Origin of the sequence: Paenibacillus sp. BC26 (assembly GCF_900116125.1) — a bacterium.
Classification (GTDB): domain Bacteria; phylum Bacillota; class Bacilli; order Paenibacillales; family Paenibacillaceae; genus Paenibacillus_Z; species Paenibacillus_Z lignilyticus.
This window is the reverse complement of sequence record NZ_FPAD01000001.1, coordinates 1865383-1882335: the sequence shown is the minus strand read 5'-3', so window position 1 is coordinate 1882335 and position 16953 is coordinate 1865383. Positions and strand designations below refer to the sequence as shown.

At 50.8% G+C, this 16953-nt stretch carries 14 protein-coding genes and 1 riboswitch; of the genes, 2 read left to right on the top strand and 12 right to left on the bottom strand.

Going from position 1 to position 16953, the window contains the following annotated elements; all coding sequences use genetic code 11:
- Positions 1-13 precede the first annotated feature (13 nt).
- The 5 genes from ggt to BM412_RS08005 form a co-directional block, all read right to left on the bottom strand.
- A complete protein-coding gene (ggt, locus tag BM412_RS08025) occupies positions 14-1645 on the bottom strand; it encodes a gamma-glutamyltransferase (protein ID WP_091216081.1) in 1632 nt (543 codons plus the stop codon).
- Positions 1646-1686: 41 nt separating this feature from the next.
- Positions 1687-2661 carry an ABC transporter substrate-binding protein gene (locus BM412_RS08020; protein WP_177245705.1) on the bottom strand — a complete coding sequence of 325 codons (975 nt, stop codon included), beginning with the start codon at positions 2659-2661 and terminating at the stop codon, positions 1687-1689.
- A 68-nt stretch (positions 2662-2729) separates the two neighbouring features.
- A complete protein-coding gene (locus BM412_RS08015; RefSeq protein ID WP_091216075.1) occupies positions 2730-3599 on the bottom strand; it encodes an ABC transporter permease in 870 nt (289 codons plus the stop codon).
- Between the two features lie 3 nt (positions 3600-3602).
- Positions 3603-4394, bottom strand: coding sequence for an ABC transporter ATP-binding protein (locus BM412_RS08010; RefSeq protein ID WP_256256187.1), 792 nt, complete (start codon positions 4392-4394; stop codon positions 3603-3605).
- Positions 4395-4406: 12 nt separating this feature from the next.
- Positions 4407-5570, bottom strand: a complete 1164-nt coding sequence (locus BM412_RS08005; protein ID WP_091216070.1) for an amidohydrolase family protein — start codon at positions 5568-5570, stop codon at positions 4407-4409.
- 74 nt (positions 5571-5644) lie between these two features.
- Positions 5645-5753, bottom strand: a riboswitch (guanidine-I (ykkC/yxkD leader).
- 220 nt (positions 5754-5973) lie between these two features.
- On the opposite strand from BM412_RS08005, the gene BM412_RS08000 reads away from it, so the two are divergent.
- The gene (locus BM412_RS08000; protein WP_091216067.1) at positions 5974-6456 is read left to right on the top strand and encodes a chromate efflux transcriptional regulator ChrS; all 483 of its coding nucleotides are present in this window, start codon (positions 5974-5976) and stop codon (positions 6454-6456) included.
- Between the two features lie 372 nt (positions 6457-6828).
- Here BM412_RS08000 and BM412_RS07995 read toward each other — a convergent pair whose 3' ends face one another.
- The 5 genes from BM412_RS07995 to BM412_RS07975 form a co-directional block, all read right to left on the bottom strand.
- Positions 6829-7176 (bottom strand): hypothetical protein, encoded by a 348-nt coding sequence (locus BM412_RS07995; protein ID WP_256256186.1) that lies wholly within the window; start codon positions 7174-7176, stop codon positions 6829-6831.
- Positions 7177-7420: 244 nt separating this feature from the next.
- Positions 7421-8827: an NAD-dependent malic enzyme gene (locus tag BM412_RS07990; RefSeq protein ID WP_091216062.1), complete on the bottom strand. Its 1407-nt coding sequence runs from the start codon at positions 8825-8827 to the stop codon at positions 7421-7423.
- 1 nt (position 8828) lies between these two features.
- Positions 8829-10082, bottom strand: coding sequence for a Glu/Leu/Phe/Val family dehydrogenase (locus BM412_RS07985; protein ID WP_091216059.1), 1254 nt, complete (start codon positions 10080-10082; stop codon positions 8829-8831).
- A 93-nt stretch (positions 10083-10175) separates the two neighbouring features.
- On the bottom strand, positions 10176-11744 hold the full coding sequence (pruA, locus tag BM412_RS07980; RefSeq protein ID WP_091220278.1) for an L-glutamate gamma-semialdehyde dehydrogenase: 1569 nt from the start codon (positions 11742-11744) through the stop codon (positions 10176-10178).
- Between the two features lie 54 nt (positions 11745-11798).
- A complete protein-coding gene (locus BM412_RS07975; protein WP_091216056.1) occupies positions 11799-12713 on the bottom strand; it encodes a proline dehydrogenase family protein in 915 nt (304 codons plus the stop codon).
- 238 nt (positions 12714-12951) lie between these two features.
- On the opposite strand from BM412_RS07975, the gene BM412_RS07970 reads away from it, so the two are divergent.
- On the top strand, positions 12952-14682 hold the full coding sequence (locus BM412_RS07970) for a sigma-54 interaction domain-containing protein (RefSeq protein ID WP_256256185.1): 1731 nt from the start codon (positions 12952-12954) through the stop codon (positions 14680-14682).
- A 61-nt stretch (positions 14683-14743) separates the two neighbouring features.
- On the opposite strand, the gene rocF is transcribed toward BM412_RS07970, so the two are convergent.
- The gene (gene rocF / locus BM412_RS07965; RefSeq protein ID WP_091216051.1) at positions 14744-15679 is read right to left on the bottom strand and encodes an arginase; all 936 of its coding nucleotides are present in this window, start codon (positions 15677-15679) and stop codon (positions 14744-14746) included.
- 54 nt (positions 15680-15733) lie between these two features.
- Positions 15734-16924 carry an ornithine--oxo-acid transaminase gene (locus BM412_RS07960; protein ID WP_091216049.1) on the bottom strand — a complete coding sequence of 397 codons (1191 nt, stop codon included), beginning with the start codon at positions 16922-16924 and terminating at the stop codon, positions 15734-15736.
- Positions 16925-16953 lie beyond the last annotated feature (29 nt).

The window sequence follows — 16953 nt, the reverse complement described above, 5'->3', positions numbered from 1 at the left end:
CCCTTCCTTTCCTCTACGAGCTGATCGCCATGCCGTCACCGCGCGGATCGACAGCGCCGCTTCGAAGTCCATTCCCGTCAATAACAATCCCTTGTGCTTGCCCCATGATGCGATTCCAATTCCCGAACAATTGCACTTGATGTCCCCGGAACGCCAATTCACAAGCGGCTTCTTCCGTTTCCGGACACCGGGTCTCCATGCGAAGCACATCGCTGTCCGTCCCCCACGTTCGACCGTATACCCACCGCGGCAATTCAATCGCTTCGGCAATGGTAAGCCCATAATCCAGCAAGCCCGTTATAAGAGATAATTGCGTCTGCGGTTGACCTTCTCCGCCTTGTGTCCCCAGTAATGCGTAGAGCGCTCCGTCCTTGCTAATCATTGCCGGCATTAAAGTATGGAAGCTTCTTTTCATTGGCTCGAGCGTGTTGACATGATCGGCATCAAGAGAGAAATAGGACCCTCTGTTTTGGAAAATAATGCCCGTATCTCCCGCCATATAACAGGAGCCGAAATCGTAATATAAGCTCTGGATAAAGGATACCCCGTTGCCTTCCGCATCCACGATGGCTGCATAAGCCGTGTCCTGCCCCAACACGGGTGATAGATGTGGTTTTACATCCATAGGCGCCCCATCCATTGTGCTTATTTTCGCGAACAATTCTTTTGCATAAGCTTTGGACAGCAGCTTCTCCATTGGAATATCCGCTGCGAATAGGGGATCGGTTAAATAACGATCTCTCTCCTTGAATACCTGCTTGACGGTCTCCACTGCCAAATGGTAGAAATCCGCCGAATGGCGAGGGATCTTCCCCATATCCACATTCTCCAGCATGTTTAGCATCATAAGCGCGGAGAAACCTTGTGAGTTAGGCGGCATCTCGAAGATGTCGTAGCCCCTATAATTAACGGTTAACGGTTCCGCCCATTCCCCATGATGACGGCGAAAATCATCGTCTCGAAGCAATCCGCCATCCCGTTCGATTGCCTCCGTCATCTTCTTCATCAATTCGCCTTCGTAGAAGGCCACTCTTCCTTCCGACTGAAGCGCTCTTAAACTTGCCGCCAATGCTGTCTGGACCAGGCGATCTCCATGACTTAGCAGCTTTCCATTCTTCAAGAAGACTTGCGACATGGACTCGTTTGCTCGAATCAGCTCTTCATCGGTCACCATCCAGTGATGCAAATCTCGCGATATCGGAAAACCTTCTTCCGCATATTCAATTGCCGGTTGAAGCAAATCCGCCCAGGATAACCTGCCGTAATGGGACCAGACTTCCCACCAGGCATCGACCATTCCCGGAACCGTTATCGCGCTCTCTACGCCTCGCCCGGGGATCGCCTTCCAACCCTTATTCAAAAAGTACTCTCTGGTAGCTAAATGACCTGATCTGCCGCTGCCGTTAAACCCCACTATGGTGCCCTTGTGATGGATCATGAAGAAAGCATCGCCGCCGATTCCCGTCATATGAGGATAAACAACGCCCAGCGCTGCACTTACCGCGACAGATGCATCTATGGCATTGCCGCCGCGACCTATAATCTCATTTCCCACCTGCGAAGCCAAGTAATGCGGTGCTGCAACCATATTCTTGTAGGACATTGGCATGATGTTTCTCACCGCGCTGCCTCCTTTGCTTGGCATAAAGGGACCCCCCTAGGGGATCCCCTTTTTACGCCAACCTTCTATTTTTCCGGAAGAAAGTCATTCGTATAAAGCTCGCTGGTCGGAATATCCTTCTTGATCATGCCGGCTTCCTTCATCTCATCAACAAGCGTCTTCCAACGCTCCTCCGACATGTAACCCAGTCCGTGGGTTTCCGCATCGCCGCCAAATACGAAGTCCTTCGTGATTTCTTGTGAGCTCTTCAAATGATCGAGGGAATAATCCTTGTTGGTTTCGTTAATCAGTTTATTCACTTCATCGCCGTGCGCATAGTAATAATCCCAGCCTTCAACCGTAGCTTTTAAGTATTTCTTGACGGTATCGGGATGATTCTTAATCATGTCTTCCGTCGTAATCACGACGTTACCATAGGGGTTGTAGCCCAGATCCGCGTTCAGGAACCAGTCCACATCAATGCCTTCTCCCTTAAGCACGTACGGCTCGTTGGTTGCAAATCCTTGCGTGACCGAATCCTTATCCGCAGAGAACCCCGCAAGGGAACCCGTGTAGTTCTGAACCTGCACCTTATCCAATTTGTATTTGTAGCTGAGGTACTGCCAGAATGGAAAACCGGTTGCCGTATACACTTTTCGGCCGTTCAAATCTTCAATCTTCGTAATGCCGGAGTCTTTGTGAAAGATGAGGTTCTGCGGATTGGTTTGGAGATTGGCGAAAATCGTCACGATCGGGATGCCTTCATTGCGGGCAAGCACGACCTCGTCCGCATTGGCCATCGCGAATTGCACTTTGCCGGATGCGAGCAGCTGCACGTTGGACACCTGCGGTCCGCCTTGCTGTAACGTTACGTCCAGACCGGCATCCTCGTAAATCTTGCCGGCTACCGCGGCATAGTGTCCGCCCATCTCCGGCTGAGCGAACCAGCTCATGGTTTGCGTGATTTTGACCGGCTCGTCAGATGATCCCGTATTTGATCCACAAGCTGTCAATACTGCGGCCAGAATCGTCGTACTTGCAACCAACTTCGTTTTCTCCATCGTTTTCATCCTCAATCTCCCCATCCATTTTCTATATTTGGTGAATCGTTGAAACCACCGTTGACCCGTCAGTTCTCCGTTTGAGATGCGGATTCGTGCCAATTTCTAAGGACGTAATGGGATAAAATCGAAATGCCTGCGAAGAAGATCATGCCCAGCAAGGATGCGGTTATCGCACAAGCAAACAAATAAGGCGTCTGCATCTGAACCGCTGCCGATGTAATGGCGATGCCAAGCCCGCCTTTAGCTCCGCCGATGCCGGCAACGAATTCGCCAATAATGGCACCGATGACGGCAAGGCCGCAGGAGATTTTCATCCCGCCTAATATGTAGGGCATCGCATACGGAATGCGAAGCTTCCACATCATTTTCCAGCCGGTTCCGTTGTACATGCGCATGAGATTCACGAGGTTGTGATCCGTCGCATTTAAGCCGAGATTGCTATTCGAGATAATCGGAAATACCGCTACGATAAAGGAAATGATAATGATGGAATTCATGCCGGTGCCAAACCAGATCACGATCAGCGGCGCAACGGCTACAACGGGAATCGTCTGAAGGACAATGGCATAAGGGGACAAGCTTCGCTGCACCCATTTGGATGCCGTCATCAGCAGCGCCGTTAGATTCCCGACGACGATACTGAGCAGAAAACCGAAGAAAGCGGATAATGAAGTATTAAATGCGGAGCGAAGCAGGTCGCTCCCTCTTTCCGATGCTGCTTGTGCAATTGCTGTCGGCGACGGAAGAATGTATCGGGGAAGATCAAAAATCATCGTAATGAACTGCCATATCACCAAAATCGCAAGCATGAGGATAAGCGGAGGCGCTGCAATTGGCAGAATTTGCTTCGCTTTGCCGGGCTTGTTTGCGGCAGCTTGCTCCTTCTCGGGCTTTGCGGGCACTGCGGTGACTTCGATGTTTAGAATATCGTTCATGTTCTAGCCTCCCTTTAAAGCTTTCGAAACTTGATCCACTAATTGACCGAAGGCCGCCGAAGCTTGAAACTCGTCGTCCCTTGGATAAGCAGCAGGAATATCGATGGTGCTGCTTATTTGGCCCGGGTATGACTTCATAATGACGACTTTGCTGGATAAGTAGACAGCCTCGAACACATTATGGGTAACGAATACGACCGTAAGCTTCGATTGCCGCCAAATCTCAAGCAATTCCTGATGCAGATGATGCCGCGTCATCTCATCCAGCGCGCCGAACGGTTCGTCCATGAACAGGATTTTGGGATTGGAAACGAGCGAGCGAGCAATCGAAACCCGCATCTTCATTCCGCCTGACAGCGCTTTGGGATAGGAATCGCGAAAGCTCTCCAGCCGCACGAGTCTAAGCACCCGATCTACCTCTTCGCGTCGCTCCTTCTTACCTACTCCGCGCAGCTCTAATGGCAATTCAACATTTTCGATTACCGTCCGCCATGGCATCAGGTTAGCTTCTTGGAATACGAATCCAAGCTGACCGCTCGTTTTCATTAATTGCCCCGAAGGCTGACCGAGGACGGACACGACGCCTTCGGTTGCTTCTCCCAGTCCGGCCATGATGCGCAGCAATGTTGATTTTCCGCAGCCGGAAGGGCCAACCAGAGAAACAAACTCCCCTTCGCCTATATCCAAATCTACTTCCCGCAGTGCCAGCGTTCCGGTTCCGTACCGCTTCGTGACATTGCTAATATGTATCGCCTTCTCTGCCAGCATCGCCATTCCCCTCTCGCCTCTCGTCATCTCAACGGGTCGTTACCATGACCGATCGAATTGCTTCCCCGCAACAACCTTCCCTTGAACAGCAACGATTTCCCGCTCGGGCGCGGCTGCAATCGCGTGCTCGGGATTTAATGCTTGCACCAACATGAAATCTGCTTGTGCGCCAATTTGAAATTCCAGCGGAGCTGAAGTCAGATAAGGATATACCGCACGCAATCGCTCATCGTCATTCCACCTATTGATCTCGGCAAGTCTTCTGCCTCGGGCCAATAGATCAGGATTTCCGAAAGGCGTCCATGCATCCAGCCCCGTATGATCAGTACCTAGTTTGATGTTCACGCCCAGCGCTGTTAGCTGATCCGCTCTTGGCATCGCGGAATCGATAGGAACGCTCGTGATAATCATGATGTTCTGCTCCGCAAGTCGAGCGGCGATATCAGCAGAAGCTCCCTTGTCGATTTCTCCTAAGCAATAAGCATGACTGACAGCTACTTTACCTTGCTTACTCGTTTGCTGCGTATAGTCCGCAATGCGCTCAATGGTATAGAGTCCCAGATGACTCTGATCATGCAAATGAATATCGACGCCTGCGCCATAATCCACACTCATATCAAACACGGTGTCCAAGCAAGCTTCGATATTTCGATCAACGCCCGCAGGATCGACACAACCAACGATTGTTGCCCCTTCGCGAAGGGCTTGCTTCAGCAGCGCAATCGATGAAGATCGAAGTAAACCTTGCTGTGGGAAAGCCGCGATCTCGATATCTACCAAACCTCTGTACAGCTCCTTCACTTGAACGATCGTTTCCAAATGCCGTAATCCGATTTCGGGATCGATATCGACATGAACTCTTGCGCGCGTCGTTCCGCTTGCCAGCATTTGATCCAGCGTTTGGATTGCACGATCCTTCATACCGGCCTTATGCGGTGCCAGGAGCTCCTTCTCGAGGTGAAATTGATCGAGAATCGTGTCCACTCTTCTTCGAGCTATCCATCGATCAGCCGGGAATTGCTTATCCAGATGCACATGATAATCTTCCAGCGTCGGAAGCATGAGCAGGTTCCGGGCATCCCAACTATTCGCATGAACCGGCATGGGCTGATGTTGAGGAATGATGTCAGCTATTCTTCCTTGACTGATGTAAATGTGGTGTATCCCCTCGTTCACAACTATGTTGCTTAACCATTGGCCCACTGTTTTCCCTCCTTGCCATGATTCATCTTCCGTTATAGGACAACATAAATAGCCCGAAAAATATCAGCTACGATATCTCCCGGGCTTTTATCCCTCCGTGTGCACGGCAGTTTGCCGTGTGACATCTCTTGGACCGAACCAATGCCTCAAGATCGACATTGTGGAACCCTAGATGTCATTTCTATTTAGTTTTAGATGATGATCCAGTTGTTTATGTTATGTTTATTAACATGCATATAACATAACAAACAAATGGCCGATATGCAATAACTAAATTTTCATTGCGATGTCTAAATATCGATTGTAAATTCTATTGGTTGGTATATTATGATTGTATGGTTACGTTACGTAATTATAAAACGAATAATCTCATGTTTTGTATATCGAATACAGGAGGACGAGCATGGAAAATTACGAAAAGAAAGAATGGACAGAATATCCCCTTGATGAGATCGACCGTAAAATCATTCAGTTTCTTCATGACAATGCGAGGATATCTTACACGGATATCGGCAAGGAGATCGGTTTATCACGGGTAGCTGTTCAAGCGAGGATAAGCGCCTTGCTGGAGAACGGAGTTATCGAACGATTCACGGCCGTTATCAATCCGGCCAAGATTGGCATCCACGTGTCCGCTTTCTTTAATGTGGATGTTGAACCCTCCCACCTGCAAGAAATATCAGAGAAGCTTGCCACAGTCGATGAAGTCACGAGCTTGTATCACATGACCGGACCGAGCAAGCTGCACATGCACGCGATCTTCCCGAATATTCAAGTGATGGAATCGTTCCTGGTAGAGAAGCTGTATGCCATGAGAGGGGTCGTAAGCGTAGATTGCCAATTGCTCATGAAACGATATAAGAGTCGTTTTGGGATGAAATTGTAAATAGCCGAGTATAGAGCGAGGTTGGTGCGAGGTAGAGAAACGGGATATGCAGTTCATCGAATCACAAGCCTGTTGTTGATTCATTTAACCTGCAGCTGTGACTGCCGCCACTATCGGTATGCTAACGAATCGCAGAGGTCTTATTTTCGTGAAAATCGCCTTTCGAAAAATCTAACGAATCGTAGAAGCCTTATTCCGCCGAAAGAGGCGTTGGGACATGGGATTTGGGCTAAATAAGACCTGTAGGATTCGTTAGAATTTCAAATTGCCTCATTCCGGGCAAATAAGGCTTCCTGGATTCGTTAGAAAAATCACCGTATGTGGGTCATGCTTGACTAGCGATTTTACAAGGTTGAATGTCCTTTGTTGCGATCACGAGATCGTGGCGAGATCAGCAATTACCCATCCTTTACTCTCCGCATCGGCAATTCGCTCCGCATAATCGGCAGCTTGAGCCAATGCCTCAACCTTATGCGCTGATTCACCTAACACCGAGTACGCCCGCGCAGCAGCTTCATAGGCATAAGCGATATAGAAGGCGTCCAGCTCTGCATCCGCGCTAATCTTCATGCACTTCATGGCGTAGCCAAGCGCTTGACTGCCTTGTCCAATAACTGCATAAACGCGGGCCAGCTGCCAGTAGCCGATAGATAGGTTCGTTGGCGTATGATCTTCCACCTGCGTCCAGTGCCAGAACGAGCTGTGGCACAGATGCAGCATCTCTTCGCTCTCCCGCTCCGTTCGCTCTTCCTTACTAAGCAGATCCCAAACTTTGTTGAAGCATGATGAAGCCAGCTGTTTATGAGTCGTCAGAACGTCCCTCTCCCTGCAAATGTAAGATAAGTGCTACGCTATCATCATAAATAATCGATATAAACTTGTAAACGCGAACATAACTCCAAGAAAATAAGCTGCAGGAAGGAAGGCAATTCCAACCTGCAGCTATCTATGCCACTATAAACGTTTACCGATATTCCGGCGGTGTCCGTCTCGCGACATTCGTCAGAATAGCCGCTTCGATAACGGCTTTGCGCACCTGAATGACGACCTGCTCGTTGAAAATACTCGGAATTATGTAGTGCTCATTTAGCTCGCTGCTTGAAACGACCGATGCGATCGCTCTTGCTGCCGCCAGCTTCATCGGTTCATTGATGCGTCTCGCCCGGCAGTCGAGCGCTCCGCGGAACAGTCCCGGGAATACGAGCACGTTGTTGATTTGGTTCGGGTAATCGCTTCGGCCCGTCGCAAATACGGCAACATGCGGCAGTGCCTCTTCCGGCGTAATCTCCGGCTCCGGATTTGCCATTGCGAATACGATGCTCCCCGGCGCCATGCGCTTCACATCTTCTTCACCCAGCACGCGCGCACGCGAAACCCCGATGAATACATCTGCTCCCGCTATAACTTCCTTCAGTGTGCCGCTGTTCGTTTCAACCTGCGGCTGCTCCGAGAGCCATTGCCACATCGGGTGATGCTCATACGATCCGCCGCGAACAATCGCTCCGTCTCGATCAACCGGAACAAGACGTTTCACGCCGGCTTGCAGCAGCATTTTACAGATCGAAACGCCTGCCGCTCCGATGCCGTTCACGACAACACGAATATTCTCGATCCGTTTGCCGACAACTTTAAGGGCATTCAACAATCCGGCAATGACGACAACGGCCGTTCCGTGCTGATCATCATGGAAGACCGGAATATCCAGCTCATCGGCGAGCCTGCTTTCGATTTCGAAACAGCGCGGAGAACTGATATCCTCCAGATTGATGCCGCCGAAGATCGGACTCATGATCTTAATCGTCCGGATGAGTTCTTCCGTATCTTTCGTATCCAGACAGATGGGGAACGCATCGACGCCTGCGAGCTGTTTGAACAGCATCGCTTTCCCTTCCATAACGGGTGCCGCGGCATGCGGGCCGATATCGCCTAGACCAAGAACCGCTGTTCCATCGGTGACCACGGCAACGGTGTTGCGTTTTATCGTAAGCGAGTAAGCTTTGTGAGGATTCTCAGCGATTGCCGTACACACGCGCGCCACTCCCGGCGTATACACTTTCGAGAGATCATCGCGATTCTTGATCGGCAGCGTCGGCTGAATGGTGATTTTACCGCCTAAGTGAACCAAGAACGTACGGTCCGATACGTTGATAACCGTAATCCCGTCCAGTCCGCGAAGCGCATCCACCATGACCGATTCATTTTTGTCCGAGAGATCGACGGTAATATCGCGCGTTGACGTGTCATGACCCGGGCGGATAACGTCAATCGACGTAATATCCCCGCCCGCCTTGCTGATGGTTGCGGCTACATCGCCGAAGGTAACTTTCTTATGATCGAGCTCCAACCTGAAAATAATGCTAGTTTGTGCCATCTTAGACCCAACCTCTCCATCTTACGGCTTCAGCGACTCGTTTTAATCCTACCATATAGGCGGACAGCCTCATATCCGTCTTCTTCTCTTGGGATGTGCGGTACACATTGTTGAACGCATCCACGAGTATCTTTTTCAGACGATCGTTAACTTCTTCTTCTGTCCAATAGTATCCCTGATTATTTTGTACCCATTCGAAATACGATACAACCACGCCTCCGGCACTTGCCAATACGTCAGGAACGATCATAATGCCGCGTTCGGTCAAAATCTGTGTAGCCATATGAGTCGTCGGCCCATTAGCGGCTTCTACGAGCAGCTTTGCTTTAATGAGATGGGCATTGTCTTCCGTAATTTGATTCTCAATGGCCGCCGGAATTAGGATATCGCAATCCTGAACCAATAATTCCTGATTCGTGATGCGATTCGGGAATAGATTGGTCACGCAGCCGAATGAATCGCGGCGATCCATCAAATGGTCGATATCCAGACCTTCCGGATTGTAGAGCGCACCGGCTGCATCGGAGATACCGACGATCGTTGCCCCGGCGTCGTGCAGGAATTTTGCCAAATAACTGCCGGCATTTCCGAAGCCTTGAATGATAACGCGCGCCTTCTTGATCTCGATTCCGAGCACTTTAGCCGCTTCATTCATGACGATGCTCACGCCAAGCGCCGTCGACGACTCACGTCCGATGGACCCGCCGAGCACGAGCGGTTTACCTGTAATAAAACCCGGGGAGTCAAATTCGCGGATCCGGCTGTACTCGTCCATCATCCACGCCATAATTTGCGAATTCGTAAATACATCCGGAGCCGGAATATCCTTCGTCGGTCCTACGATCTGACTGATCGCTCTTACATAACCGCGGCTAAGCCGTTCCAATTCGCCGAAAGACATTGTGCGCGGATCGCACTGGATGCCGCCTTTCCCGCCGCCATACGGCAAATTCGTAATGCCGCACTTGATGCTCATCCACATCGATAACGCTTTCACTTCCTCCTGCGTAACATCCGGATGGAAACGAACGCCGCCTTTAGTCGGACCGACCGCATCATTATGCTGCGCGCGATAGCCTGTGAACACCTTCACCTTGCCATCATCCATTTTCACCGGGATACGAACGGTAAGCTGACGCAGAGGCTCCTTCAACAGCTCGTAGAAAGCGCTCTCATATCCAAGCTTAGTTAAAGCCGTTTCAATGACTTGCTGCGTTCTTGCAAGTACGTCAACATTTTCTTTGACCTTATTCATTTGTATAGGGCCCCCTCAGGTAGGTGTGAAAAATAGAATGATTAACAAGAGAAAGGCCCTCCAGGCAATTAGCTTAGAGGGCCGCAAAGTTCATTAGATTTTGCGGGAAGTCAGTTTAGCTTGCGTGAAGAGCAGCAGGTAATCATAGCCGCCTGCTTTGGAATCCGTACCCGACATGTTGAAACCGCCGAATGGATGAACGCCTACAAGCGCTCCCGTACATTTACGGTTGATATAGAGGTTACCGCAATGAACCGTTTCAAGCGCTTCTGCAATCCGATCCTCGTCTGTTGAGAAGTAAGAACCTGTCAAACCAAACTCCGTATCGTTGTACATGGCGATTGCTTCCTGCCAATCCTTCGCTTTAGCAAGCGCAAGCACCGGTCCGAAGATCTCTTCCTGCATGATCCGAGCTTTGCCGCCTACATCGCCGAACACAGTCGGTTGGATGTAGTAGCCGTTGCCTTCCGCTTTATCGCCGCCCACGAGCAGCGTGCCTTCTTGTTTACCCACTTCGATGTAATCAAGGATGCGGTCATAGGACGTTTTATCAATAACAGGACCTGCCGCAAAATCATGCTCTTGCAGACCCCACTTCAGCTGCTTCGTCAATTCGACGACACGTTCAGCTACTTGATCGTAAACCGATTCCACGATAACCGCACGCGAGCCTGCAGAACACTTCTGTCCTTGGAAACCAAATGCAGACGCTACGATAGCTGCCGCCGCCGCTTCCAAATCAGCTGTTTCATCGACCACGATACCGTCTTTGCCGCCCATCTCCGCAATGACACGTTTGATCCAGATTTGACCCGGAACGGTATCAGCGGCAAGCTTGTTGATGCGAAGACCGACTTCTTTGGAGCCGGTGAAGCTGATGAAGCGAGTTTTCGGATGTGTCGTCAAGTAGTCGCCCACTTCTGCGCCGCTGCCCGGGATAAAGTTGATAACGCCTGCCGGCAAACCTACTTCTTCCATAAGAGCAAAGAACTTATGCGCGATGACCGGAGTTGTCGATGCCGGTTTAAGCAGTACGGTGTTACCCGAGACGACTGCTGCCGTCGTCATCCCCGCGCAGATCGCCAGCGGGAAGTTCCAAGGAGGAATAACAACACCGACGCCCAGCGGAATATAAGTGATTTTGTTGTCTTCGCCTGGAATCTTCGTCAGCGGCTGCGTTTCGTTCGTATGGCTTAGGCGAATCATTTCGCGGCCGTAGAACTCCAAGAAATCGATGGCTTCCGCAGTATCCACGTCAGCTTCCACATAGTTTTTACCGGACTCCAGAATCATCGTCGCGGAGAATTCATGCTTGCGCTCGCGCATCAGATGAGCGGCTTTGAACAAGTATTCCGCACGCTCGCGGGCAGGTACCTTTTTCCACGTTTCGAACGTAGTCAGCGCTGCTTGCATCGCTTGTTCGGCAAGCTTCTGATCGGCTTTGCTCACATAGCCGATCACTTCGTCCACATTACCGGGGTTGATCGACGTGATTTTCGCTTCCGTCTCGATCTTCTCGCCGCCGATCGTAAGCGGATAATGACGGCCCAATTCAGATTTCACCTTTGCAATTGCCGCTTGCATGGCTTTCTTATTCTCTTCCAGTGCAAAGTTCGTAAACGGCTCGTTCGCATATGGTTTCACTTCTGTAAATGTTTTCATCATCGTCAGGCTCCTCTCCCGGTTACGGGTCTAATGTATTCATAAGGCTATTATTTACTTAAACATGTTCTTGAGAACGAACCAAACATTAGCCGGACGTTCTGCCAGGCGGCGCATGAAATAACCGAACCAATCGACGCCATAGGGCACATACACGCGAACACGGTAGCCTTCTTGCACAAGCTGTTTCTGTAGATCCTCGCAAATCCCGTACAGCATTTGGAACTCAAAGCGTTCCTTGGAAATGCCCTCTACTTGAACGAATGCTTTCGTAAAATCGATAATGGCGGGATCATGGCTGGCGACAGCCGTATAATTACCGTTCTTCATATGCTGCTGAATAATCCGTTTCAGATTATCATCCACATCTTTCTTCTCCGGGAACGCCACGTCAGGCGATTCCTTATAGGCACCTTTCACGAGGCGCAAATTAGCGCCAAGCGCATTTAAATGCGCGATATCCTGCTCGGTCCGGTACAAATACGCTTGAATGACAATGCCGACATTGTCGAATTCTTTGCGAAGCTCCTCATAAATATCGAGCGAAACTTGGCAGTGCGCGTAATCTTCCATGTCAATGCGGACAAAATTATTATGCGTCCGGGCGCGGGTCAAAATCCGTCTCATATTGCTCATGCAAAGCTCGCGGCTGATATCCAGGCCAAGCGAGGTCATCTTGAGCGACAGATTGGAAGTAACGCCGGAGCTTGCGATCGCATCGAGTGTCTGAATACACATCTCTGCGGACTCGCGTGCCTCTTCTTCGCTAAACACAAATTCACCCAAGTGATCCAGCGTCGCGATACGACCATCCTCATTGAGTTTACGTACGGCATCGATCGACTGTTTAATCGTCTCGCCTGCGACAAAACGGGCTGCGCCAAAGCGAAGACCATATTTCTTAGCTAAACGGTTGGCAGATCGGCTCTTGCCCAATGCTTGAAATATATTTCGAAGCATCACTTCCATGCGATCAAGTCCCCCCCGTGGAGTTGTACAAAGTTGTTCATTTCACTACAGATAATTATACACTCAATTTTATGTTTTGAACAGTATTTGTTCAATAAAAGTGTTCAACCAATGTTTTGAACAACTGTGCAAGCCGACCCATGGGCAATTCTGTTGAATAAGTTCGACAAAGTATGGTAAATTTGAGTCATCTTACGCCATAGCGAGGGCCATTATGTTCAAAATTGAACAACTACCATTGAACAATCAAGTGATGTTTCTGCCTGGCGCAGCGACAGTGGATCAACTGCTGCAACCATTAAGAGAAAACAAAGCCGTCATTCTTGCTATTAAGGAAGACATCAAACAAGCTGTCCTCGTCATTCCCGAGGATCTGGCTCTCTTGGAGGGCGGGCTTCTTGATAAGCATGCCTCCGTGCAGGAGCTGCTTGGCGAGAACCCTTGGTTTCGGTCTGCCCTATGCGAAGTAATAAATGACTCCTTCATTCAAGCTTCTTTCGCAACGAATCGCCCTGTACTTCTTCGTGAAACGGGCGGTACGATTCTGGGCTATATTTCTTTATCGGATCTGGTCCGTCATCTCGATTCGGAGCAGCAGCGCTGGTCAGCCTACTTCAAGACGCTCTCGGAGACCGTTACGGAAGCCGTTACCGTTGTCGATCGAAGCGGCGAGGTGATCTGCTGGAACCCGGTCGCCGAAGAAATCTACAACTTACCCAAATCCGATATTCTTGGCCGGCGCATCGGGGAACATTTTGAAACCGAAACGCTGATGGTATTGAAAATACTCGACGAAGGCAGATTGATTCGCAACACCTATCATCGACCTCGCGAAGATACTCATGTTCTAATAAATGCAGCTCCTATTCGAGATGCTCAAGGTACAATAATCGGCGGCATCGCAGCTGAGCAGGATATTACGCAGCTGGTGCGGCTTAATGAGCAATTGAGCTCTGCTCACACCTTCTCGCATCTGCAGAAATCCGCCGATAAAGATCTGTATTCCCTCATGAAAGGCAAAGGTCCGGCCATCGGCAAAGTGATGCAATGGGCTAAGAAGGTCGCGGCGACCGACACTCCTGTTCTGCTAATCGGTGAGGGCGGCGTAGGCAAAGAGCAGCTTGCGCAGATCATCCATAATTCGGGACCGCGTGCCGAGCACGCGTTTCTGTCCGTGAATTGCGGCATTGTTCCGATGGGGCTGCTCGAAACGGAGCTCTTCGGTTTCCAAGGCGGTGCTTTCACCGGTTCAGAAGCCGGAGAAGCCGGCAAGCTGGAGCAAGCAAAGGACGGTACCTTGTTCATAAATGAAATCGACCGGCTGTCACTTGAACTGCAAGCGAAGCTGTACCACTATATTTCGCGGCAAACGATCACGCGTACAGGCGGCAGCAAACCCATTGCGCTGCGAACGCGCATCATTGCGGCATCGACGACTGATCTGGCGGCCAAGGTAGCAGAGCAACAATTCCGGTCCGATTTGTATTATGCGCTGAATGTCGTCTCCCTCTCCATCCCGCCGCTGCGGGAGCGGCCGGAAGATATTCCGGCGATGCTGCAGATGTATCTGAAGCAGTTCTCGCTTCATTATCAGAAGCCGCTTCCTACCCTATCCCCGGAAGTCATGCTGGCGTTTGCCAATTATGATTGGCCGGGCAATATTCTGGAGCTGCGCAATGTCATCGAACGCTGCATCATTCTAAGCGATGAAGATACGCTGACATTAGAGCATTTGCCTGCAGCCCTTCAAGCGAAGCAGCCAAGCTTGGCGCTTACCCGCAAGGATGCCGACGCCTCCAATTCCGATGGCGAGAAGCGACTGAAAGCAAGCAGCAACAACGAAGAAGAGCAGCTGCTCATTCACGACGCGCTTGCCAAGACAGCCGGCAATAAGAGCGCCGCGGCGAAGCTGCTCGGCGTATCCAGAGGAACGCTGTACAACAAGATGAAGGAATTCGGTCTGGAATAAAGCTAAAAGCCGCTGCGAGCGATCCTGAGATCGTGGTCGTAACGGCTTTTCTTTATGTGCGTTATAAGATTCGTTTACCGAGCAAGGATGCAATAAGTCCGATAGCCAGTCGAGCTGTGCGGCGGCTTTCATCCATCATGCCATTCACTTCAACGACATCGATGGAGAGAATGCGGTTGGTCTCAGCCAGCAGCTCGCAAGCAAAATGCGCTTCACGATACGTCAGTCCACCCGGCACTTGCATGCCGACTCCCGGCGCTTCCATCGGATCCAGGCAGTCTGCGGAGAAGCTTACGTGGATGCCGTCCGTGCCTTGTCCTGCAATTTCAACTGCTTTGGCAATGACCTTCTCAATCCCCATTCGGTCAATCTCGTGCATCGTGAATACGCTAATCCCTTCGGACAGAATGAGCGCTCGCTCTTCAGGTTCTACATCACGGACTCCGATAAGAACTACATTCTCCTTCTTAATGGCAGTCGCAGATACCCCATCAGTGATATCTGTCAGCGCAAGCCTTGCTTTGCCAAGCGCGACGGCTAGCGACATTCCGCCCATTTTTCCTGTAGGCGTGTTCTCTTCCGTGTTGAGTCCTGCATGTGCATCAAAGTAGATGACGCCAACGCTTGCGATTTCCTTCGCAAGTCCTGCCAATGCTCCGATCGTTACGCTGTGGTCTCCGCCGAGCACGAGCGGCATGCTGCCTTTACTCACTTCCTGCGCGACCAAATCCGCCACTTGTCTGCTCATTTCCTTCACTTCAGGCAAATGCTTAAGGCTTGAATCTTTGGCAGACGCCGCTGTCGGCTTCTGAGGGCACTTCACTTTATGTTCGCCTACGATCTCATAGGCTGTCTTGCGGAGCTGACGCAATAATCCAACCTGCATCATCGTTTCCGGTCCCTCTTCCGTACCGGGACGTCCCGCTCCAAGTCCGAAAGGTACCGCAATCAGACTCAGTTTCTTCTTGTTCTCTGCCGCTTGGTTCCGTTCTGCCATCGTGGCCCACCATCCTACTCGTCGTCTGCGTGCTATTGCCGGCTTCAGCCGGTTTTAGAAAAGCTGCTTGATTCGCGTGAGCGCCCAATCCAGCTGTTCTTTCGTAATCGTGAGCGGCGGCGCGAAGCGAATGGTCGTTTCATGCGTTTCTTTGCACAGAATCCCGAGCTCCTTCAGCTTTTCGCAGTAAGGCCGAGCTTCTCCGTGCAGCTCAAGGCCAATAAACAGCCCGCGTCCGCGTACTTCTTTAATAACCGGATTGTCAATCTGACGAAGCTGCTCAAGGAAATAAGCACCTAGCTCATTCGAGCGTTTTACCAGTTCTTCATCCTGAAGCACATCGAGTGCAGCGATCGCAACCGCGCAGCCGAGCGGATTGCCCCCGAACGTTGAACCGTGCGAACCTGGGCTGAATACGCCTAGAATCTCCTCGTTTGCCGCAACGGCAGAGATCGGGAACACGCCGCCGCCGAGCGCTTTCCCCATGATGTACATATCCGGTGCAACCGATTCCCAATCACATGCGAACAGCTCACCTGTACGGCCGAATCCCGTTTGGATTTCGTCCGCTACGAAGAGTACATGGTTTGCTTTGCATAGATCTGACGCAGCCTTAAGGAAACCTGCAGTCGGAATGATGATACCGGCTTCCCCTTGAATCGGCTCGACGAGAAACGCTGCCGTGTTCGGCGTGATTGCTGCGCGAAGCGCTTCAAGATCGCCGTATGGGATGATTTTGAAGCCTGGTGTAAAGGGTCCGAACCCTTGCTTATATTCTTCCGAGGAAGAGAACGACGTCACCGTAATGGTCCGTCCGTGGAAATTGCCTTCACACACGATAATTTCCGCTTGATCTGCCGGCACCTGCTTCACATTGTATGCCCAGCGACGAACCGCTTTGAGCGCTGTCTCGACCGCTTCCGCGCCGGTGTTCATTGGCAGTATCATGCTTTTCCCGGTCAACGCGGTCAGCTTCTCATAGAACACGCCAAGCAGGTCGTTATGGTATGCGCGCGAAGTTAGCGTTACTTTGTCTGCCTGTTCCTTGAGCGCTGCGATGATGCGGGGATGGCGATGACCATGATTCAGTGCCGAATACGCACTCAGCATATCCATGAATTTGTTGCCTTCCGGATCTTCTACCCATACGCCTTCAGCCTTCGAGATGACGATCGGCAGCGGGTGATAGTTCGGGGCGCCGAAGCGCTCCGTCTGTTCGATAATGCGATTAGTCACGGTACCCATAGTGGCACTCTCCCTTACGATGTCTCTTA

Coding starts and splice junctions, on each gene's coding strand:
- ggt (WP_091216081.1), bottom strand. CDS start 1,645: ATGCCAAGCAAAGGAGGCAGCGCGGTGAGAAACATCATGCCAATGTCC.
- BM412_RS08020 (WP_177245705.1), bottom strand. CDS start 2,661: ATGGAGAAAACGAAGTTGGTTGCAAGTACGACGATTCTGGCCGCAGTA.
- BM412_RS08015 (WP_091216075.1), bottom strand. CDS start 3,599: ATGAACGATATTCTAAACATCGAAGTCACCGCAGTGCCCGCAAAGCCC.
- BM412_RS08010 (WP_256256187.1), bottom strand. CDS start 4,394: ATGACGAGAGGCGAGAGGGGAATGGCGATGCTGGCAGAGAAGGCGATA.
- BM412_RS08000 (WP_091216067.1), top strand. CDS start 5,974: ATGGAAAATTACGAAAAGAAAGAATGGACAGAATATCCCCTTGATGAG.
- BM412_RS07995 (WP_256256186.1), bottom strand. CDS start 7,176: ATGCTGCATCTGTGCCACAGCTCGTTCTGGCACTGGACGCAGGTGGAA.
- BM412_RS07990 (WP_091216062.1), bottom strand. CDS start 8,827: ATGGCACAAACTAGCATTATTTTCAGGTTGGAGCTCGATCATAAGAAA.
- BM412_RS07985 (WP_091216059.1), bottom strand. CDS start 10,082: ATGAATAAGGTCAAAGAAAATGTTGACGTACTTGCAAGAACGCAGCAA.
- pruA (WP_091220278.1), bottom strand. CDS start 11,744: ATGAAAACATTTACAGAAGTGAAACCATATGCGAACGAGCCGTTTACG.
- BM412_RS07975 (WP_091216056.1), bottom strand. CDS start 12,713: ATGGAAGTGATGCTTCGAAATATATTTCAAGCATTGGGCAAGAGCCGA.
- rocF (WP_091216051.1), bottom strand. CDS start 15,679: ATGGCAGAACGGAACCAAGCGGCAGAGAACAAGAAGAAACTGAGTCTG.
- BM412_RS07960 (WP_091216049.1), bottom strand. CDS start 16,924: ATGGGTACCGTGACTAATCGCATTATCGAACAGACGGAGCGCTTCGGC.